A 21,187-nucleotide genomic window follows, 5' to 3' on the forward strand; every position below is an offset into this window, starting at 1 on the left:
CGAGGTTGTTATTTTTTTCTGTCGTTAAGGTTTTGGGAGAAAGCGAGGGGAACGGCATTGATGAACGGAAAAAAAATTCTGCTTGGCGTAACCGGAGGCATTGCCGCCTTTAAAGCGGCTTCGTTGTGCAGCAAGCTCGTACAGCAAGGGGCGGAGGTCCGCGTTATTATGACGGAATCGGCCACGAAGTTTATTACGGAGCTGACCTTGCAGGCCTTGTCTAAAAATCCGGTGTACACCGATACTTTTGATGAAAAGAATCCGATGACTATCGCCCATATCGATTTGGCCGACTGGGCCGATCTGGTATTGATCGCACCGGCGACGGCTAACATCATCGGGAAGATGGCGGCGGGCATCGCCGATGATATGCTCTCGACGACGCTGCTTGCTACCCAGGCGCCAATTATGCTGGCGCCCGCGATGAATGTGCACATGTATGTGCATCCGGCGGTAACCCGGAACCTTGCCGAGCTCGCCGCTCGCGGCGTTATGATGGTGGAGCCGGGGGAAGGGCTGCTAGCTTGCGGCTACACCGGCAAAGGTCGGATGGAAGAACCCGAGAGCATCGTGGCCGTGGTGAGTTCTTATTTTGAACGTCAGAAACAGCGGGATACACTGCCTTTATCAGGAAAAAAAGTGGTAGTGACCGCCGGAGGAACCGTTGAACGGATTGATCCGGTCCGTTATATTACCAACGACTCTTCGGGTAAAATGGGCTTCGCGATAGCGAAAGCGGCTCATGCATTAGGGGCAGACGTCACTTTGCTCGCAGCAAACACGCATTTGCCAATGCCGGCTGGAGTCCGGGTAGTTCATCTGGAATCCGCCCAGGAAATGTATGAAGCAGCATTAGCGGAATGGAGCGATACCGATATCCTGGTAAAAGCCGCTGCCGTGGCGGATTACCGGCCCAAGGAAGTGTCGGATCGTAAAATCAAAAAATCCGGAGATACGATGACTTTGGAGCTGGTTAAAAATATCGATATTTTGGAGTCGTTGGGCAAACAAAAAACGAAGCAGCTGCTGATCGGCTTTGCAGCCGAAACAAATGACCTGGAGAAGTATGCCATGGATAAGCTTCAGCGGAAAAATTGCGATCTCCTCGTTGCAAATGACGTCACCCGGGAAGGCGCCGGCTTTGGCACAGACACGAACCTGGTGAATATTTACGACAAGGCCGGTCTGGTTGAATCTCTGCCGCTTTTAGCCAAGGATGAGCTGGGGATGCGGATCATGGAGATAGCGGCAGGGCGATTACCGGGAGTGATTCAATGACGTACAAGGTTGCCAAAGTCATAGTCGATGTGCCGAGCCGGGAGACCGATCGGCCTTTTGACTATTTAATCCCGGATGAGCTGAAGGGTTGGATTGAAGTAGGAAGCCGGGTCGGCGTTCCGTTTGGACGGAGGACGGTTCAGGGATTTGTTCTGTCGCTGCACCGGGAGTCGGACATGGACCCGGCTCGGATGAAGCCGATCCAGGAACTGCTGGATTTAATGCCTCCACTACCGCCGGACCTCGTTGAAATGGCAGAGTGGATGAGCCGGAAATATGCCTGCAGCATGATCTCGGCACTGCAGGTGATGATCCCCGCCGCGCTTAAAGGCAAGGCGGAAAGATATATTTCCGTGGCCGAAGATGAAGGCGGACAAGACGCTTTGTCGGAGGCGGATGCAGAGGCTGGAAATGCCGATTCTGGCAGTTTATTCGTTGTTCCTGAGCTGCTTACGGGAGAAGAAGAGGAGATCGTCGCCTATGTCAAAGCAGCAGGACAGGTGACGATGGATCATTTGAGCGCCCGTTTTGCAGACCGGGCCGGTGATCTTAAGGGACTTATCCGGCGCGGAATTCTGGCGGAAACGCAGATGATCAAGGACAAGGTCCGCAAAAAGACGGTAAAGACGGTGTCTGCCGCAGTGAGCGGCGAAGAAGCGGAGAGAGCGTTGGCTTCCTTTAGCGGACAGGCCCGGCGTCAAAAAGAGGTTTTGCAATTCCTGCTCGAGGTCGGTGTTCCGTTATCCTTGCAGGAAGTGTTGTCTACGTTGCGGGTAACCGCGGGGACGGTAGCCAAGCTGGCTGAAAAGGGCTTTGCGGTCATCGAGGACATAGAAGTGTTCCGAGATCCTTACCGGAATCGTAATTTCAAGGGTACCGATCCGCTAGAGCGGACGGCTGAGCAGGAGGTCGTGTACGGCAAGGTAACCGAAACTTTGGATGAACGAAGTTATGGCGTGTTTTTGCTGCACGGCGTGACCGGCAGCGGTAAAACGGAAGTTTATTTGCAGACGATCGAACGCTGCATCTCATTGGGGCGCCAAGCTATTGTGCTGGTGCCGGAAATTTCGCTGACACCGCAGATGGTCGAACGTTTTAAAGGACGCTTCGGCGGCAAGGTGGCGGTTATGCATAGCCGCCTGTCTACGGGAGAGCGTTACGATGAATGGCGCAAAATCCGCGAAGGCCGGGTACAGGTCGCAATCGGTGCCCGGTCCGCGGTGTTTGCTCCGTTTGCGGATTTGGGCTTGATCGTGATGGATGAAGAGCACGAGACTTCCTATAAGCAGGAGGAAACACCGAAATACCATGCGCGGGATGTGGCGGTATACCGGGCACACCAGCATAACGCTGCAGTCATTCTCGGCTCGGCGACACCGTCGCTGGAGAGCTATCATGCGGCGCGTTCGCAGGCGGACGACAACTTTGCTCCGCTGTTGCTGGAGATGAAGCAGCGTCCTTCCGGCAGCCATTTGCCCGGGGTAAATATCGTGGATATGCGGGAGGAACTGCGGGATGGCAACCGCTCGATGTTCAGCCGGGCGCTGCATGAGGGAATCGCAGCTCGGCTGGAACGGGGTGAGCAGACCGTTCTGCTTTTGAACCGCAGAGGACATTCCACCTTTGTGATGTGCCGGACTTGCGGCTATGTGGCCGGATGTCCGGAATGCGATATTTCGCTGACCTATCACCAAAAATCAAACAATCTGCGCTGCCATTACTGCGGTTACGCCGCTCCGGCACCTTCGATCTGCCCCGAATGCAACAGCGAGCATATCCGGTATTTCGGGACCGGGACGCAGCGGGTCGAGGGAGAACTGGCGAAGCTGTTTCCGGGAATCCGGGTCATTCGGATGGATGTGGATACGACAACGGAGAAAGGCTCTCACGAGAAACTGCTGCAAACATTCCGGGAAAAAAAGGGCGACGTGCTGCTCGGTACCCAGATGGTTGCGAAAGGGCTGGATTTTCCTGATGTGACGCTGGTTGGCGTAATCGCGGCGGATACGGCGTTAAACTTTCCGGATTTCCGTTCTGCGGAGAAAACGTTCCAACTGCTTACTCAGGTAGCCGGACGCGCCGGACGACATCAGCTTCCCGGCGAAGTGTTCATCCAAACCTACATGCCGGATCACTATTCCGTCATTCATGCCAGCAGGCATGATTATGGATCGTTCGTCCGGGAGGAGCTCAATCATCGCAGGGCGCTGCATTATCCGCCGTACAGCCGATTGATTCTGGTGACGCTGTCGCATGAAAAGCTGCCACTCCTGCTGCGGATGGCGGAGAATTTTGCCGGAGATCTGCGGGGCAAGGCCCAGCGGCTCGGCTGGTATGGCAACCTGGACCGCTTTGCGGCGGAGGCGCTCGACATCCTGGGACCCGTCGCTTCACCGATTCCGCGCATCAAGAACCGCTATCGGTTCCAGTGCATGGTGAAGTACCGCGGTCCGCTCGACGCTGTCCGGCTGGTCAGGGAAACGGCGGCGGATACGCTGGCTAATCTGCGCGACGCATCGCTGCAAATCAGCATCGATGTGGATCCGCAAATGTTGATGTAGGCGGTCGTTTTTGACCGACCATCTGGCTGACGCAGCGAAGGCCCATTGGAAATATCCAATGGGGAGTGTGCCAAGTTGCTCGAAGTGAGGCTTTTATTGGATATTTCCAATGAAATGATTGATAAAGCCTCGATTGGGCCAATTTTTTAATATTCTATTGGATATTTCCATTCGAATAACGTTTTAAGGGAGTATGTGCGCTTTTTGATTGGATATTTCCAATTAGAAGAGATGCGTTAGGAACCTCTGGGGCGTATTACTAAATAATATATTAGGAATAATTTCTTGAAAGATGGTGGATATTGTGGCATTGAGAATTATCGTAATGGAACCCGATGAAGTGCTGCACCAGGTAGCGAAGGAAGTCAAAAAAATTACGCCGAACGTGCAAAAGCTTTTGACCGATATGGCTGATACGATGTACGAAGCAGAGGGAGTCGGCCTTGCCGCACCGCAAATTGGGATTCTTAAAAGAGTAATCGTCGTTGATGTCGGTGACGACAACGGACTGATCGAACTGATCAATCCGGAAATTGTCTCCAAAGACGGAGAGCAATTTGGTCCCGAGGGCTGCCTCAGTATTCCGGGCTACCGCGGGGATGTTCGCCGAGCGCAAACGGTGACCGTTAAGGGATTGGACCGCAACGGCAACGAAGTTACCTATACGGGATCCGATTTGCTCGCCAGAGCATTCCAGCATGAAATCGACCATTTGAACGGTGTTCTGTATACCGACATCGCGGAACATGTATATGAAATTCCCCCTGAGGAAGAAGAGAAGGAGTGATCTCTCCGTGAATATTGTTTTTATGGGAACTCCGGCATTTGCGGTCCCTTCCCTGGAGGCTTTGCTGAAGGAAGGTTATCATATCGTGGGAGTTGTGACGCAGCCGGACCGTCCGCAAGGCCGGAAAAAAGTGCTTACCCCGACCCCGGTAAAAGAGGCTGCATTGAAACATGGTCTGCCGGTGCTGCAACCGCAACGCATGCGCTCACCGGAGGCTGTGGAAGAGCTGGCCGCGCTGAAGCCCGATCTTATCGTGACAGCTGCCTATGGCCAGATTTTGCCCAAAGCGGTGCTTGACCTCCCGAAATACGGATGTCTGAATGTCCACGGTTCTTTGCTGCCTAAGTATCGAGGCGGGGCGCCGATCCAGCGTTCGATCATTAACGGGGAACAAGAAACCGGCATTACGTTGATGTATATGGCCGAAGGTCTCGATACGGGCGATATGATCGCTAAATCGGTAGTACCGATTGAAGACGAGGATACGGCTGGCTCTATTTTTGAAAAGTTGAGCGTCGCTGGGGCCGAGCTTCTAATCGAACAGCTTCCGCTCATTATAGACGGAAAGGCGGAGCGGATTCCGCAGAATGATGCCGAATCCACTTACGCACCCAATCTGTCCCGTGAAGATGAGCGGATCGATTGGAGCGCATCGTCGCGGGATATTTTCAATCGGGTACGCGGGCTGGTTCCTTTTTCGGGCGGATTTACGACTTGGGATGGCGAAGTGTTCAAGGTATGGTCTGTCGCAAATCCTTCGCAAAGCGGGAAGGGAGCAGCTTCCGGACAAGCTCCAGGCACGGTGCTGGAACTGTCTCCTGCAGGAATCGAAGTTAAAACGGGTGACGGATCCGTGCTTCTGACCCGGGTTCAGCCCGCGGGCAAAAAGGCGATGGAGTCATCCGAATTTATCCGCGGCGGCGTGATGAAGAAAGGCACGGTCCTGTCATGAGCGCAGACAAAGGGCCAAACCGGAAACAAGGAAAAAGCAGTGGAGCTGGAAGCGGGGGAGGTTCCAAACCGGGCGGCGGACGGACTAAATCCGTTCAAACGACTGCTAGGGACACAGCGCTTCAGGTATTAACGGCGGTAGAACAAGAGGGGGCCTACAGCAACTTGCTCCTGAACGGTGCGCTCCAAAAATCCGGCTTGTCCGGCGCGGATGCGGGACTTGCAACGGAACTTGTGTACGGGACGATCTCCCGGATGAACACGCTCGATTATTTTTTGGAGCCGTTTATTGCCAAAGGATTGGCCAAGCTGCAGCCTTGGGTTCGGAATTTGTTAAGACTCAGTTTTTATCAGCTGTATTACCTGGATCGGATTCCACCTCACGCTGCGGTCAATGAAGCGGTGAATATCGCAAAACGCCGGGGACATCAGGGGATTTCGGGAATGGTGAACGGCGTGCTGCGTAATGTGCTGCGCAGGAAGGAAGAATTGGTGCTGCCGGAGGATTTGCCGCCGGTGAAGCGGATCGCGCTGCAGCATTCTCATCCGGAGTGGCTGGTAGCCCGGTGGGTAAAACAGTACGATGAAGCAACGGCAGAGGACATCTGCCGCGCTAACAATGAACCGCCTTCCGTCAGCGTTAGAGTCAACCGGTCTCGAGTTAGCCGGGAAGGGCTGCTTAATCTTATGCAAAAGCAAGGGCTTGAGGCTGTGTCTTCCTCTATGTCGCCGGATGGAATTCTGGTGGAAAGCGGAGGGAATATGGCGCTTACCCCTTGGTACAAGGAAGGCCTGTTGTCCATTCAGGATGAAAGCTCCATGCTGGTTGGAGAGGCCGTGAGTCCTCAGCCTGGAATGAGCGTGCTGGACTGTTGTGCGGCACCTGGCGGTAAGACATGCCATATGGCGGAGATCATGGATGGCAGTGGTAAGGTTATCGCAAATGACATCCATCCTCACAAAGCGAAGCTGATTCAAGATCATGCAATCCGCTTGGGACTCGAGAATATCCAGACGTTGTCCGGGGACGCCTCCAAGCTTGCCGAGGAGTTCGAGCCGGAGTCTTTTGACCGTGTACTGCTTGACGCGCCTTGTTCAGGACTTGGCGTCATTCGCCGCAAGCCGGACTTAAAATGGGCCAAAACGCCCGGAGATATCAAGGAAATCTCTGGAGTTCAACGTGAATTGCTTGATGCCGTTTGCGGATTGGTTAAACCCGGAGGCGTGCTGGTTTACAGTACCTGTACCATTGAAAAAGCGGAGAACGAGGATATGGTCCGCTCATTTCTGGAGCGCCATCCGGAGTTCGAGCCGGCTGAAGAGCAGCCGGAGAGCTGGAAACATTTACGGGAAGCTAGGTCACGCGAATCGGTGGGGCTGCAAATTTTACCCCAGGATGCGCACTCGGACGGATTTTACATTGCACGGTTGGTCAAGAAGGCCTAAGCATTGTGATATAAAGCCTGTATACGACATAACCATTTACGAATTTCGTTTACTGGTATATACTGGATTTGGTGAAGCACACCTTTATTATCGCATTGCGATGGATGAAGGTGTGTTTTTTTGTTGTTTCATTTTCCTAATATTATCAAATTAGTAATTCAAAAGGAGGTATGTGTGATGCGATTCACGAAAGAGTAGGTATTTAGGATACTTTTCGGAGAGGAAGATTTTATCATGAAAAAAATGCTCGGATTATTACTTTGCTTTTCAATTTGCGTTGCTTCATTCCCTGGGGAGTCTATTGCAGAAGCAGCACCCTCGGATAAGGTCATCGGTAGTCCTAAGCTTGCGGTCTTGGTTGATGGCCGAAAAGTAAAGTTTCAGGGGGGAGACCCTGTATCTGAAAATGGGCGAGTACAAGTGCCGCTCAGGGGGATTGGCGAAGCGCTTGGCGCGAAAGTGAATTTTAATGGAAACATGGTGACCTATACGAAGGAGAGTAAGGAGATTGTCCTTACACTCGGAAGTAAGGTAGCCGTTGTCGATGGCAAGAACGTAATGATGGACACCGCTGCCAAGGCGGTAAAGGGACGTACTTACGTACCCTTGCGCTTTGTAAGCGAGAACCTTGGAGAGCCGGTGAGTTGGGACCAGGTTGGCAACTGGGTTTGGATCGGGTCGAAGGAAGTGCCGACTCTGGAGGAGATTGGGATAAAATCTCAAGAAATTGAGAGTTTTAAAGACCTTATAGACCCGGTAGATGGATTATACGATGGGAGAAAAGATGCATATGTATTTTCTTATGATCAATTACCACTAAAAATCGGTGATCGGGTTGTGTATGACATATGGCAGGTTAAACAAGCAGGAAATAGCGGAATTCGAATTAGATATTCTTCAGGCAAGTCTACAATTTATTATCTATCAGAGAATGTTAAAGGAGCACGTGTCCGGTATGATGTCGAAGGTATGCGGATAAAAAATGCAGATGGATCTATTACATTGACTTATCGCGTGGATTCTAGAAAAGATAAGGACTTAATTAATGATAACAACTATAAAAACTTCACAATCAATGAGGTGGATTATATAGCGTTCGATATTTCGTTTGAATATATGTACTTTTTGGAAAATCCTTTGAAATAAAGAAGGTGCATTTTTAGAGTGCGAAAAATGATTCTATTATACTCACTAATATCTTGTATTTTGTATTCATCTATTTCCGTTATTTTTATGCCTGCTTCGGTTTTTGCTGCAGGAAGTTTACAGACAACTCAGGATAAAAACAATCCAAATATTTATTATTTTGTAGGGAATTTTAGCCATGATATTTGGATGCGATCAAATGGTGAATGGACATCGGATGGATCTCCTAATACGATAAAGCCATTGGATTGGAACTATTCATTTGAGTTTCCTGGAAGAAAAATTAAAAGTGTAAATGTTAAGGCGTTCGATGAAAATGAAAATTTAACAATTGCTAATATTAGAGAAGGTTTAACAGGAGCCACTCAGGTATATGAGAATTCAAGATATCGTGAAAAGTGGGCTGACAATTATCAGTTTGTTAGTAAGGACTACAGGACTACCATTGGGCCTATCAGCGGTAAAGGTTCTAGCTCAGTGAGTTTTACGGTATATACGAATGGACTTTTAACTGCTCACATTATTCACAAAGATATTACTGAAGAAGGCGGCGATGGTTTAGCAGATGGTGTAGAGGGGCGGCGTTATTTTTTTCCTAACTTGCTAACCATCGAACTCGAACCCGAAATCACTCAAGAAGGCAAAGCCATTGTTAAACACTTCACGACAAGTAAACAACCGCTGGATGGGATTGAAGGTTTTGAAGATTACGAAAAAAAATTAGAAGTGGACGAGTTTTATAGTATTATGGCTACTCCGGGAACTACAAAGTATAAATATGAATATTACCGTAAGAGTACAATGGGAGATCCATCGGAAACTGCCCCGCTTTACGGGGATCCTATGTCATTTACTTATAGAGGGGATTTTCCGATTTACTACCTCAACTTGTATTACAGCGACGGAGGTGGACCTCCCGACCCTGGTGGAGGAACCACGAACCCGGGCGGTTGCACCGAGCCAAGCCCAAGCGGCCAAGTCAAGGAATCCTCGCTAACGCCTCCTGACGTCAGGGCCGTAATCAAGGCGGATACTCGGGGGAATGAGCACTTTGATGTGCTTGATGGAATCCCTACTTCGGAAAGTTTGTACGGGAATGTATGGGCTAAGAGCTATCTTTCAAAAAATAAATTCGTGCAAATGAGCGGGAAATGTACATATGAGGTTACGGTAAACCGGGAATTTGAGCTGAAGTGGGATCCCGGAAAAAAGGTGCCCAAGCCGGATGGTACCGGGGAAATGGATGCGCCAGATCCGCAAACGGCAACGGAGACGCTGACGAAGTCATATACGATCGAGAGGCCTTATTCTTTTTGGGTTATTGACAATCTTGAGGTATATCAGATCGATCAGGCGAAATTGTGGAATTACGCCTTTAATGGCGGCGGCATCACGATTACGCCCAGCGGGTATTCACCGCCAAGCTTCTCGGCTTCGAAGTCAAGCGGGTATACGCCCCCGAACCCTCCCAGTTCGGTAGATGCGCCTAAAGGAAGTAAGTCGGGAGGTAAGGAAAAGCCGGATATTTCGAATGAAAATCTGGAGTCCTACGCGGAACAGGCCGTTGAAAAGGTTAAAGTTAAAAATGACAGTCTCACATTTAACGGCTCTACTATTATGAGCGGGGCTCAAAGTAATGAAACCGGGCCAACGCCAAGTCAAGTGCCGCTGCCGCCGGAAATCGGCCAAAATGTGCTTTATAGCCCCGGTCATACAATTCCAACGAGTAAAATCAACCAACCGAGCCAACCCAGCACGGGAACGATTTATTACGGCTTAATGAGCGGGAATATTAATGGCGGAGCGAATGTGAATTACGCTATTTACGGGATCAACCCGGTGACGGTCCATACTCCTGTAGTCATATATCCTGAGGTTTCGGACGATGCCGAGCACAATCAGAAGACCCGTCCGGCAGCAGGGCGGTCCGCGGTCATCCTTGATCGTCCGTTCACGGTTGAAATGCCTAACAGCGGACAACATGCCAACTACAGGGGCTATGGGTACAATAACTATCTCAAATACATAGGCAGCAAGCAGGTCCGCTTTCCTTTTGATGTGTATGATAGGAGCCGGACAACGTTTTATCCGAAAAACACATGGATCGAAGTCGATAAAACGCGAGAGTCATTCACTTACTTTCTTCCGGTATGGGTCGATGAAGGCTTTTACGAAGTCGAGTTTCGGACGATAGCGCATAATGCGCCTGCCGGGGCGAGTGAACAGAACCATGCCAATCTGGATCTTGCGCACCATATTGCTTATGATACGGTGCCCGTGGATGTTATCGGACGGGTATATGATTTTCGGATTACGGATATTTCCGATTATAACTGGGAGACGGTATTCCGCGCTTCGGCGGGTTCTGCGTTGCCTACTGGTACGTCCTACTGGGTAGGGTTAAACGGCATTGACGGCGCCGCACGGGGAAATACGGGCAGATTCACACTGCCGATTCGGCCCGGCAGCCATCCGCTCTATCAAAACGTGGTCATCAAAACCGGATACCATTTCAAATTTGACTTAAAAACAAAAGGGAATATGTTTGGACCGAACGACCGCATCCGCATCACTCCTTCGTTTTATTTTGTCTGCGCCAAAGACGGTACCCGGATGAAAGCCGATTTGTATTATCATGCGGGCAACCGCAGCTATGTCAAAATTGGATCGCCTCGGGATCAAGTACAGCGCTACGTTATTCTGAACGAACGGTTGCGCAGCGTCCCGATGGAGGAATTGATCGATACCGCACTTTATAAATATGATCATGATTTTACTTTTGATCAAATATCCGGGATCAGCCGGACGCAATATGTACAGAATTATATCCGGAGAATTTCCGGGCAAAAGACGCCGATTGGCAGTTTAAGCATGCTGGAGTTGAATGAGCGCATTCGCACATGGATCGGGCCAAAGAACGGAATTCCCTCTGGAGTTGATCCGGCAAGAGTCAATGCTTCCATGCAAAAATGGTACGGTGAATACAGTCTTCCCGCAGATCTCTATGTCGTGAAGGCAGGAACGAATGTCGCCGAATATGGCCGGACGCATAACGGACTGAGCGATCATTCCCCGGTTTTTTTGAAGGACGGGTATATCGTAGTCAATTTCAATATTGAAACTGTAAGGAACGGGGACGGGAGTAATCCTTATTTACAATATATTAACGCTCCCCTCATGAATCAGTGGACTCAGATGGAAGGGTTTGCCCGCACGGTGACCGATCCTTACGGTAGGTCTTTTGCGCTTAGGGACGGAGATGTAGTCTTTTATGATGCGAACCGTTCGAGCCGGGATGATTTCAGTTCTATGGTTACGCACTGAGTTTAGGACGATTCGGGTTTGAAGAGCTTAATGAAGAGGGGCCGGAATGCACTGTCTAAGGGGTGCTCGCCGGCTCTCTTCTTTTCCTGGGAAGTATTCCATAAGATCGTGAAAAAGGGCTGCTCTTTAGTGTAATCGCGATTTATGCTAAAATAGGAGGAATGAATGGAAAACAGCAGATAAATTTATACGAATAGGTGTGTGAAAAGTGAAACCCTTTATATATGATTATAGCTTGGAAGAACTGCAGGAATGGGCGATTCAGCAAGGTGAGCCCGCTTTCCGCGGAGGTCAGATTTTTGATTGGTTGTATGTGAAGCGGGTTAATTCCTTTGAGGAAATGACCAACCTGTCCAAGGGACTGCGGCAGAAGCTGGACGAGCAGTTTGCGTTCGTGACGCTGAATGAAATTACGAAGTATGAATCCAAAGACGGCACCGTGAAGTTCCTGTTCGGTCTGCATGATGATCATGCGATCGAGACGGTCATCATGAAGCATAATTACGGCAACAGTATCTGCGTGACGACGCAAGTCGGCTGCAAGGTCGGATGTACGTTTTGCGCTTCTACCCTGGGTGGCCTGAAGCGGAATCTGACGGCGGGCGAAATTGTTGCCCAGGTCGTGCAGGCGCAAAAAATACTCGATCCTCGAGGCGAACGGGTGAGCAGCATTGTCATCATGGGTACCGGGGAACCGTTTGAAAATTATGAAGCCACGATGAAATTTTTGCGAATTATGATCCATGAAAAGGGCTTGAACATCGGACAACGGCATATTACTGTATCAACGAGCGGGATCGTCCCGAATATTTATAAATTTGCCGATGAGGATACGCAGATCAATTTGGCCATTTCGATCCATGCGCCAAATGATGCTTTAAGATCCAAGCTCATGCCGGTAAACCGGCGCTTTCCTTTTGACGATGTCATGGAATCCCTTCGATACTACATCGCCAAAACGGGTCGGAGAATCACTTTCGAATATGCCCTGATCGGCGGGGTAAACGATCGCCCCGAACATGCCGAAGAACTGGCTGGCGTACTGAAAAGCATGCTTTGCCACGTCAATCTGATTCCGGTCAATCATGTGCCGGAACGCAAGTATGTTAGAACATCCAGAAACGACATTTTTCAGTTTCAACGCATTTTGGCGGAAAACGGCATTAACGTGACCATCCGCCGAGAGCAAGGCCATGATATTGCGGCGGCTTGCGGACAATTGCGGGCGAAGCACATGGAGACTGGTACGAGGTGATCGAATTTGATTAAGACGGTTTACGTAAGTGATGTAGGGCGTGTTCGCTCGGTAAATGAGGACAGCTCCTGGGTTGCCCGTTTGGAGCAAGGATACACACTGGCGATCGTTGCCGACGGAATGGGCGGCCATCAAGCCGGAGACACCGCTAGCCGGTTAACTGTAGAGACGATTGTGCAGGATTTGCATAATCTTCCTTCGGGACTTTCCGTCGAGACTTGCGGGGAAAAGTTAAAGCAGGCGATCCTCCATGCAAATGATGTAGTTTATCGGGAAGCATCGGAACACGAAGAGTATCACAATATGGGCACGACCGTCGTGGCCGTGCTGATCGGGGACCGGGAAGGAATGATCGGCCATATCGGCGACAGCCGGGTTTACAAGTTCAGTCGGGGCGAAATGACCCAATTGACCGAGGATCATTCCCTTGTAAACGAGCTGCTTAAGACGAAGCAGATCAGCGAACAGGAAGCCAACGTGCATCCGCACCGCAACGTGGTCACGCGTGCTCTTGGAACGGACCCGCAAGTCGTTGTCGACTTGTATCCCGTAATTTTGGAACAAGGGGAAATCCTGTTGCTCTGCAGCGATGGACTTAGCAATTATGTAACACTGGAACAAATGACCCAAACGCTCGGATCGGAAGCACTTGAGCTCAATGACCGCGCCGACCGTTTGCTTCGGCTTGCCCTGCTGGCCGGTGGCGACGACAATATTACCGTCGCATTACTCGAGCATTGCGGAGAAGAAGGGTCAAGCGCAAAGGAGTGGAATTCATGATCGGACATGAGCTGGGTGGTCGTTACCAGGTTATCGAGCGAATTGGCGGAGGCGGGATGGCTCTTGTTTATAAAGCGCAAGACATCCTTCTGAACCGGTTTGTAGCTATTAAAGTGCTGCGGCAACAATTTGTGAATGACGAGGAGTTTATCCGCCGTTTTCGCCGGGAAGCGCAATCGGCGGCATCTTTGTCACATCCGAACATTGTTAGCGTGTACGATGTAGGCCAGGAAGAAGATATTCATTATATCGTTATGGAGTACGTGGAAGGCCAAAATTTAAACGAAATTATTAAAGAGCGCGCACCGCTGCAGGTGGAGGAGTCCATCCGGATCGCCTCGCAAATCGCTGACGCGCTGGATCATGCCCATCATAATCAAATTATTCACCGTGATATTAAACCTCATAATATTTTGATCGGTCGCAATGGACGGGTAAAAGTAACGGATTTCGGTATCGCCCGGGCGGTGACCTCGGCCACAATCACTCAGACAGGCTCGGTTGTAGGCTCCGTGCATTATTTCTCCCCGGAACATGCCAAAGGCGTAACCACCGGAGAGAAGTCGGATCTTTATTCTTTGGGGATCGTGCTTTACCAGATGCTGACGGGACAATTGCCTTTCCTTGGCGAAAGCCCGATTAGCGTAGCGCTTAAACATTTGCAGGAACATTTTGAAGAGCCCCGGAAGGTTAATCCGATGATTCCTCAAAGTGTCGAGAATATTATTCTGAAATCGATGCGCAAAAATCCTGCCGAACGCTACCAATCGGCCAAAGAAATGCTGCGTGACCTAGAAACTTGTCTTCTGCCGGAAAGACGGTTGGAATCGAAATTGTCTTTTGCAGATGAGATCGATGAAGACAGTACGCGAGTCGTTCCTGCGATTAAACCTCAGAGCAAAGCCGCGGCCTCAGGGTCCAAGCTTTCGAGAGATTCCCAGGGCTCCGATGAAGGAAAGCCGCAGAAGAACGGGTCAGGAAAAGGCAAAGCCGCCCTGTGGATCAGTCTTACAGTGATTCTGCTGCTTGCTATGCTCGGCGTTGCCTGGTATGTCAACAAGATGGTTACCGTGCCTGAAACCAAGGTTCCGAGCGTGCTCAATTTATCGGAACAAGAAGCAACTACCAAGCTTACAGAGCTTGGCCTGATAGTTGGAGACGTCAAACGGTTGTACAAGGAAGGCGTCAACGAAGGAATTGTTTACGAGCAGAGTAAGCCTGAAGGGACGACGGTCAAAGAAGGGGCAACGATCGATCTTACCGTCAGTACGGAGAAGGAGCTTCCTCAAATGATCTCCTTAGACGGATTAACTTACGATGAAGCAAAGGAGATGCTCGTTCAAAAAGGGATAGATGAGGACCGAATCCGAAAAAACGAGGAGTTTAGCGAAAAAGAAGCCGGTAAAGTCATTGGACAAAGCCCGAATGTCAATGAGGAGTATGATCCAGCTTTGGTGGATGTGGTCTTGACAGTCAGCAAGGGCCTTGATACTGTTCCGATGCCGGATCTGGTCGGAAAGACGCTGGATGAAGCGAAAGCGATGCTCCAAGAACTCAAAATACCGCTTGCCAAGGATGGAATTCAGGAAAAATCGAGCTTCGATACTAAAGCCGGGTTAGTAATGGAACAGTGGCCTTACAATCCGAAAGATCCGGTGGAGGCCGACACCGAAGGGGTTAGACTCACCGTAAGTTCGGGCTATCCGCCGGAGGCGCTGGAATATACATTTGAAGTGCCGGTCGGTCCTGCCGCGGATGGACAGAAGAGCAAGATTCAAATTATGTACGGCGATGCACGCGGCGAAAATCTGGATTGGGGCACTAAAACGGTCGGCAAACCGCAATACTTATCCGTTGACCTGGTACTGGCCCCTAACAAGAATGGCTATGTGTCCGTGATGCGTGACGGTGTGCTTCAGGATACGTACCCGATTTCGTACATCGATGCCAAGCAGGGGACCGTGCCTGAGCTGCCGCTCCCTGGAGAAGAACAGCAGGACGATGGTGTTATGGATTGGGAAGATGATGAGAATATTCCCGAAACCGGCATGATTAATGCCAATTCCGTTGCCAATGCGGAGAATAATAAAGGGAAACCGAATGGCAAAGGAAATGGGAAAGGTAAAGGACCCAAGTGATAAAAGTTCAATATCAATAAGGCAGACAGACATGAAAGTGAGGCCAAGCATGTATGCCTGAAGGCTTGATTGTAAAAGCGTTAAGCGGATATTACTATGTGAAGCCCGATGCCGCGGCACCTGGAGAAACAGTCCAGTGCCGCGGCCGCGGCATTTTCAAGAAGAAGGGCTTGAGTCCGTTGGTAGGGGACCGCGTTGTGTATACGCCTACGGAAAACGGAGAGGGAACGGTCGACGAAATTTTGCCCCGGGAGACGGAGCTCATTCGTCCGCCCGTGGCCAATGCGAGGCTTGCCGTTCTGCTGTTTTCTTTGAAAGAGCCGGATTTAAACCTCCAGCTGTTGGACAAGTTTCTTGTTCATATTGAGCACGCCGGATTGCGAACGCTGATTTGTCTGACCAAGGAAGACCTTCTGGAGGAAGATGAGAGCGCCCGGGATCAGGATCTGACGGCTCAGGTCAAAGAACTGTATGAACAAATCGGATACGAGGTCATTGTGACGAGTTCCATGACGGGATCGGGAACCGGAGAGGTTAAATCCCGTTTGGCTGGCGAAATCAGCGTCTTCTCCGGCCAATCGGGCGTGGGGAAATCATCGTTGCTTAACGCCATGCTTCCCGGATTGTCGCTCGAGACCAATGAAATCAGCATGAAGCTTGGCCGTGGCCGGCATACGACCCGCCATGTCGAGCTGATCGAACTGGAAAACGGAGCCTATGTGGCGGATACTCCCGGCTTTAGTCAGCTTGATTTTCTGGAGCTTGGGGTCGAGGAGTTATCCACTTGCTTCATCGAATTCCGTGAGATTGCCGAGGGATGCAAATTCCGCGGCTGCAGCCATCTTCATGAGCCGGGCTGCAAAGTGAGACAGGCAGTGGACGACGGTGTTATCGCAAATAGCCGTTACGAACATTACGTTCAGTTTCACGAAGAGATGAAAGAGAAAAAACGGAGGTACTAGCATCATGTCGAATATCTATATCGCACCGTCTATTTTATCGGCGGATTTTGCCAAACTCGGCGAAGAAGTGGCTGAGGTGGAGCGCGGCGGAGCCGACTGGCTCCATGTGGATGTTATGGACGGGCATTTTGTGCCGAATCTGACATTCGGGCCGCTAGTGATGGGGGCGATTGCGCCGCTGACGAAGCTGCCGCTGGATGTGCACCTGATGATCGAGAAACCGGAGGAGTACGTGCCGGCCTTCGCGCAAGCTGGAGCGCATGTCATTACCGTGCACGCCGAAGCCTGCGTTCATTTGCATCGGGTAATCCATCTGATCAAGGAGCATGGCGTTAAAGCAGGCGTCGCGATCAATCCGGCTACGCCGGTTTCCGCGGTCCGCGAAGTGTTGACTGATTTGGATCTGGTACTGGTTATGACCGTCAATCCGGGCTTTGGGGGACAAGCTTTTATCCCCGGAACACTCCGGAAAATCCGGGAGCTTAAACAATTGAAGACGGAGCTAGGCTTTGATCATTTGCGCATCGAGGTTGACGGGGGCATTGCCGCCGCTACCGCACCGCTCGTCGTGGAAGCGGGAGCTGATGTGCTGGTCGCCGGGAATGCGGTATTCGGCCGATCTGACCGGAGCGCCGCCATCGCCGAGCTAAGAAATAGTCTTAAGTAATTTGCCGGAGGCGGAGAGTATTTCTCGTCTTGTCCGTTGGCATAGGGATACATCGCTTCGCATACAATGGGTTACATGAGCAGGGTTCTCATGTAGCCTTTTTTTTTTGCAGTGGAAATACACGGGTAAAAGGCTCGGAACATAGACTGTGGTGAAGGCATGAGAATGATGGGGAGGGTGAACGATGAAATTTTACACATTCAAGCTGCCTAAATTTTTGGGAGGATTCGTTAAGGCTGTGTTGAACACATTCCACAAAAACTAGATCGAGCGGATGCCTGGCCGAAAAACAAGATTTAGAGAGACAAAAGAAACACCAAAAAAGCACCTCTATTTAGAAAAGGTGCTTTTTGTCTATATGCTGATTTGATTCTTATACACGGGTCAGTTTACCGGATTTCAAAGCCCGGGTGCTGACGTATACGCGTTTCGGTTTACCGTCAACCAAGATCCGAACTTTTTGTACGTTTACGCCCCAAGAACGGCGGTTGCGATTGTTAGCATGGGAAACATGGTTACCGCTGCTAGGCTTTTTACCTGTTACATAACATTTGCGAGACATTCATTACACCTCCTGTTCCAATACACCTGTCTTGAAAATAACAGCTTATTAGCAAGTTCACAGTTATTGTTCAAACAAAACAATACTTAAATATAATATCATAGTAAAAAAAGCCCCGTCAACCGATTGTCAAACAATATTTCTTTCTCCTTGACCTTCTTTTATTTATTTCTCTTTATTCTTATAGTACAATATTGTTTAGTCCATAATAATTTCTAGGGGGGAGTGAGTGCAGGCGTGGCTATACAATTGGATACCGAATATGGACACATCGATATCTCGGAAGAAGCGATAGCGGTTATCGCCGGATCGGCCGCCATGGAATGTTATGGACTGGTAGGAATGGCAAGCCGAAAGCAATTTAAAGACGGCATAGCCGAGTTGCTTGGACGCGAAAATTTAGCCCGAGGTGTAGAAGTGAGCCTTGAGAATAACCGATTGGCAATTTATCTTTATATTATAGTCAGTTATGGCACTAAAATTTCCGAGGTCGCACACAACATACAGCAAAAAGTAAAATACGTATTAAGTGAAGTCGTTGGACTCGAAGTTGCCGAGGTGGGAGTCGTAGTTCAAGGCGTACGTGTATCAAGCTAGGAAGGGGAATTCTCTTGAGTAAGCGTTCTATAAATGGAACAGATTTTACCGCCATGGTACTGGCCGGGGCGGATCGGCTTGGACAGCATGCCGAGCATGTCAACTCGCTGAACGTGTTTCCGGTTCCCGACGGGGATACTGGAACCAACATGAATTTGACGATGACAGCCGGCGTAACCGAGCTGAAGAACAACGGAGCGGGAGGCGTTGGCAGCCGGGCGGGCGTTTTGTCCAAGGGGCTGCTGATGGGCGCGCGGGGGAACTCCGGGGTTATTTTGTCCCAGTTGTTCCGTGGATTCGGCCGTTATGCCGCATCGTACGAAGAACTGAATACGGTTCATTTCGCGGCCGCTCTGCAAAGCGGGGTGGATACCGCTTATAAAGCGGTTGTAAAGCCCGTGGAGGGAACGATCCTTACGGTGGCGAAGGAAGCTGCCAAGCATGCCGTCTTTTATGCCAGACGGACTACGGATATTACGGAACTTATGACCGAAGTGTTGGCCAAAGCTAAAGAAGCCCTTGCCAATACCCCGGAGCTTTTGCCTGTTTTGAAGCAAGTCGGCGTTGTAGACTCCGGCGGCCAGGGACTGGTTTATATTTATGAAGGCTTTTTGGAACAGTTGACGGGCAAAGTGCCGACTTACGTGCCGGCTCAAGCAACCGCTACCGTTCGTGCGTCTCAAGTGCCCCATCCGGCGTTCGACGCTGCTCACCCTATTTCGGCCCAGGCGAAGCTGGAAACCGAAGATATCGAGTTCTTGTATGATATGGAATTTTTTATTAATCGCAAACTGGGCGCAGGCCCAAGTTCGGTATTTGATGAGGATCAATTCCGGAAAGCGCTGTCAATTAATGGAGATTCCATTATTGTAATAGCGGATGATGAAGTTATTAAAGTGCATGTCCACTCCAAGGCGCCCGGCGAGGTTCTGAACCTTGCGCTGCGTTATGGAGAAATTACGCAAATTCATATTTTAAATATGCGCGAGCAGCACCGTGATCTCTTGACTACCGGTATGGATGCGGCTCCGATGCCTGAACTGTTTGCCGAGATTCCGGCGGAACCGGTTCGCTCGCTTGATCCGGCATCGCTTCCGGCCGATGAGATGGCTTCTTACGGATTTATCGCCGTGGCCTCGGGCCAAGGAATTTCGGATATCTTCAAGAGCCTTGGCGTTGATGTCGTATTGTCCGGCGGACAGACGATGAACCCGAGCACGGAGGATTTTGTAAAGGCGATTCATTCGATTTCGGCCCAGCATATTTTCGTGCTTCCGAACAACTCGAACATCGTACTCGCCGCTCAGCAGGCCCGCGACCTTCTTGAAGGAGAGCGCAGCGTGACCGTTATTCCAAGCAAGAGCATTCCGCAAGGGATTGCCGCGGCCTTCGCCTTCCAGGAAGATGAAAGTGCCGAGAGCAATACGGATAACATGTTGAATGCTGTTCAGCACGTGAAGACCGGACAAGTTACATATGCCGTCCGCGACACGGTGTTTGACGATCTGGAGATCACGGCCGGGCATTACATCGGAATCGCGGATTCCAAAATTGTAAGCACGGAAGAAGGACTGCTGGAGACGAGCAAGGAATTGCTGACCAAAATGCTTGACGGCGGCGACGAGATCATTACGATCCTGGTTGGCGAAGAAGCAGCATCCGACACCACAGAATCGCTCGCAGCCTGGATTCATGAGGTATATCCTGACGCTGAAGTGGAAATTCACGACGGCGGCCAGCCGATTTATTATTATTTGTTTTCGGTTGAATCCTAAAGATCTAAGGAGTCCTTGAAAAAGGGCGGAGGAGAAAGGATGGGGATCTCTTTGAAGCAGGCTGTTATCGTGGCCGACAGTACGGCTGATGTTCCTAAGGCAATGGTTGAGGAATATGGAATTCATATCGTACCTATGCGGCTTTCATTTGGTGAGGAATCTTTTGTGGAAGGCATCGACATTACTGTCGAGGAGTTTTATGACAAACTGACCAAATCCAACGAGCTGCCGACGACTTCACAAACCTCTCCATCCCAGTATGTTGAGGTATACAGAAATCTGATGCAGAAGCACCCAGGGGCACCTATTATTTCGATTCATATTTCCTCCGGCATGAGCGGAACGTATCAGTCGGCTTTGCTTGCGAAGAGTATGATTGAGGAAGAAGACGGGGTGGATGCCGATATTACGGTAATCGACTCCCTGTGCGCTACTTACGGGTTTGGCCTGCAAGTCGTTTTAGCTGCCAGATTGGCTAAGCAAGGCATGTCCCCGGCTGAAATCAAAGCTGAAGTGGAGCGGGTCGGCAAAGAACGCAAGCTCTATTTCCTGGTGGATGTCTTGGAATATTTGCAAAAAGGCGGCCGGATCAGAAAATCCGCCGCGATTGTCGGCTCCCTGCTGAATATCAAGCCGATTCTGTCGGTGGATCAGGAGGGCAGCATCTACCCGGTCGATAAGGTGAGAGGCCAGAAGAAGGCCGTTTCCAAAGTAATCGAATTGTTCATAAACGATTTGGGGGATCAAAAAGATTTGAACATCGCGGTTTGCGACGCCGTCAATCCGGAGGGCGCCGAGGAAATGATTCGCCTGATGTCGGAGCACTTCACTTTGCATGAGGTGGTTCGCACCAGCATTGGAGCCGTTGTCGGCACCCATGTGGGACCAGGCACCGTGGCCGTTTTCGTTTGGCCAGCCTAAAAGTTCGATGGAACCCATCAGGTTGTGGCGGGAAATA

The 21,187-nt window shown here is 50.4% G+C and carries 17 protein-coding genes; 16 read left to right on the plus strand and 1 reads right to left on the minus strand.

Annotation, left to right across the window (positions count from 1 at the left end):
- Positions 1-57 precede the first annotated feature (57 nt).
- The 13 genes from coaBC to spoVM all read left to right on the plus strand — a co-directional run bounded on the left by coaBC (position 58) and on the right by spoVM (position 17,560).
- Positions 58-1,278: a bifunctional phosphopantothenoylcysteine decarboxylase/phosphopantothenate--cysteine ligase CoaBC gene (gene coaBC, locus KJS57_RS04675; protein WP_213653946.1), complete on the plus strand. Its 1,221-nt coding sequence runs from the start codon at positions 58-60 to the stop codon at positions 1,276-1,278.
- A complete protein-coding gene (gene priA, locus KJS57_RS04680) occupies positions 1,275-3,839 on the plus strand; it encodes a primosomal protein N' (RefSeq protein ID WP_213653947.1) in 2,565 nt (854 codons plus the stop codon). Before coaBC ends, priA begins: the two co-directional genes overlap by 4 nt.
- A gap of 304 nt (positions 3,840-4,143) precedes the next feature.
- Positions 4,144-4,626 (plus strand): peptide deformylase, encoded by a 483-nt coding sequence (gene def, locus KJS57_RS04685; protein ID WP_211019675.1) that lies wholly within the window; start codon positions 4,144-4,146, stop codon positions 4,624-4,626.
- Positions 4,627-4,633: 7 nt separating this feature from the next.
- Entirely contained in the window at positions 4,634-5,578 is a 945-nt protein-coding gene (gene fmt / locus KJS57_RS04690; protein ID WP_213653948.1) for a methionyl-tRNA formyltransferase, read from the plus strand.
- Entirely contained in the window at positions 5,575-7,023 is a 1,449-nt protein-coding gene (gene rsmB / locus KJS57_RS04695) for a 16S rRNA (cytosine(967)-C(5))-methyltransferase RsmB (protein WP_213653949.1), read from the plus strand. The genes fmt and rsmB overlap by 4 nt, the downstream gene beginning before the upstream one ends.
- Before the next feature lie 234 nt (positions 7,024-7,257).
- Complete coding sequence (locus KJS57_RS04700; protein ID WP_213653950.1) at positions 7,258-8,169, plus strand: copper amine oxidase N-terminal domain-containing protein; 912 nt, start codon at positions 7,258-7,260, stop codon at positions 8,167-8,169.
- 477 nt (positions 8,170-8,646) lie between these two features.
- Positions 8,647-11,493 carry a DUF5704 domain-containing protein gene (locus tag KJS57_RS04705; protein ID WP_244861397.1) on the plus strand — a complete coding sequence of 949 codons (2,847 nt, stop codon included), beginning with the start codon at positions 8,647-8,649 and terminating at the stop codon, positions 11,491-11,493.
- Positions 11,494-11,701: 208 nt separating this feature from the next.
- The gene (gene rlmN, locus KJS57_RS04710) at positions 11,702-12,748 is read left to right on the plus strand and encodes a dual-specificity RNA methyltransferase RlmN (protein WP_211019670.1); all 1,047 of its coding nucleotides are present in this window, start codon (positions 11,702-11,704) and stop codon (positions 12,746-12,748) included.
- A gap of 6 nt (positions 12,749-12,754) precedes the next feature.
- A complete protein-coding gene (locus tag KJS57_RS04715) occupies positions 12,755-13,528 on the plus strand; it encodes a Stp1/IreP family PP2C-type Ser/Thr phosphatase (protein WP_211019669.1) in 774 nt (257 codons plus the stop codon).
- The gene (pknB, locus tag KJS57_RS04720) at positions 13,525-15,666 is read left to right on the plus strand and encodes a Stk1 family PASTA domain-containing Ser/Thr kinase (protein ID WP_213653951.1); all 2,142 of its coding nucleotides are present in this window, start codon (positions 13,525-13,527) and stop codon (positions 15,664-15,666) included. The genes KJS57_RS04715 and pknB overlap by 4 nt, the downstream gene beginning before the upstream one ends.
- A gap of 53 nt (positions 15,667-15,719) precedes the next feature.
- A complete protein-coding gene (rsgA, locus tag KJS57_RS04725) occupies positions 15,720-16,628 on the plus strand; it encodes a ribosome small subunit-dependent GTPase A (RefSeq protein WP_213653952.1) in 909 nt (302 codons plus the stop codon).
- 4 nt (positions 16,629-16,632) lie between these two features.
- On the plus strand, positions 16,633-17,295 hold the full coding sequence (gene rpe, locus KJS57_RS04730; protein WP_213653953.1) for a ribulose-phosphate 3-epimerase: 663 nt from the start codon (positions 16,633-16,635) through the stop codon (positions 17,293-17,295).
- A 184-nt stretch (positions 17,296-17,479) separates the two neighbouring features.
- Positions 17,480-17,560 carry a stage V sporulation protein SpoVM gene (gene spoVM, locus KJS57_RS04735; protein ID WP_036621610.1) on the plus strand — a complete coding sequence of 27 codons (81 nt, stop codon included), beginning with the start codon at positions 17,480-17,482 and terminating at the stop codon, positions 17,558-17,560.
- Between the two features lie 108 nt (positions 17,561-17,668).
- Here spoVM and rpmB read toward each other — a convergent pair whose 3' ends face one another.
- Positions 17,669-17,857: a 50S ribosomal protein L28 gene (gene rpmB, locus KJS57_RS04740; protein WP_068781907.1), complete on the minus strand. Its 189-nt coding sequence runs from the start codon at positions 17,855-17,857 to the stop codon at positions 17,669-17,671.
- A gap of 237 nt (positions 17,858-18,094) precedes the next feature.
- On the opposite strand from rpmB, the gene KJS57_RS04745 reads away from it, so the two are divergent.
- From KJS57_RS04745 to fakB, 3 genes are read left to right on the plus strand one after another with little or no spacing between them, the layout of a single operon-like run.
- Positions 18,095-18,454, plus strand: a complete 360-nt coding sequence (locus tag KJS57_RS04745; protein WP_211019665.1) for an Asp23/Gls24 family envelope stress response protein — start codon at positions 18,095-18,097, stop codon at positions 18,452-18,454.
- Between the two features lie 14 nt (positions 18,455-18,468).
- Positions 18,469-20,229, plus strand: a complete 1,761-nt coding sequence (gene fakA / locus KJS57_RS04750) for a DAK2 domain-containing protein (protein WP_211019664.1) — start codon at positions 18,469-18,471, stop codon at positions 20,227-20,229.
- A gap of 51 nt (positions 20,230-20,280) precedes the next feature.
- Positions 20,281-21,150 carry a DegV family protein gene (gene fakB / locus KJS57_RS04755; protein WP_211020194.1) on the plus strand — a complete coding sequence of 290 codons (870 nt, stop codon included), beginning with the start codon at positions 20,281-20,283 and terminating at the stop codon, positions 21,148-21,150.
- Positions 21,151-21,187 lie beyond the last annotated feature (37 nt).

The organism is Paenibacillus vini (assembly GCF_018403325.1).
Lineage (GTDB): Bacteria > Bacillota > Bacilli > Paenibacillales > Paenibacillaceae > Fontibacillus > Fontibacillus vini.

What these genes read in the sequence shown, in the direction of transcription:
- KJS57_RS04700 (WP_213653950.1), top strand. Translation starts at nt 7,258, where the DNA reads ATGAAAAAAATGCTCGGATTATTACTTTGCTTTTCAATTTGCGTTGCT.
- rsmB (WP_213653949.1), top strand. Translation starts at nt 5,575, where the DNA reads ATGAGCGCAGACAAAGGGCCAAACCGGAAACAAGGAAAAAGCAGTGGA.
- rpmB (WP_068781907.1), bottom strand. Translation starts at nt 17,857, where the DNA reads ATGTCTCGCAAATGTTATGTAACAGGTAAAAAGCCTAGCAGCGGTAAC.
- pknB (WP_213653951.1), top strand. Translation starts at nt 13,525, where the DNA reads ATGATCGGACATGAGCTGGGTGGTCGTTACCAGGTTATCGAGCGAATT.
- rpe (WP_213653953.1), top strand. Translation starts at nt 16,633, where the DNA reads ATGTCGAATATCTATATCGCACCGTCTATTTTATCGGCGGATTTTGCC.
- spoVM (WP_036621610.1), top strand. Translation starts at nt 17,480, where the DNA reads ATGAAATTTTACACATTCAAGCTGCCTAAATTTTTGGGAGGATTCGTT.
- priA (WP_213653947.1), top strand. Translation starts at nt 1,275, where the DNA reads ATGACGTACAAGGTTGCCAAAGTCATAGTCGATGTGCCGAGCCGGGAG.
- rsgA (WP_213653952.1), top strand. Translation starts at nt 15,720, where the DNA reads ATGCCTGAAGGCTTGATTGTAAAAGCGTTAAGCGGATATTACTATGTG.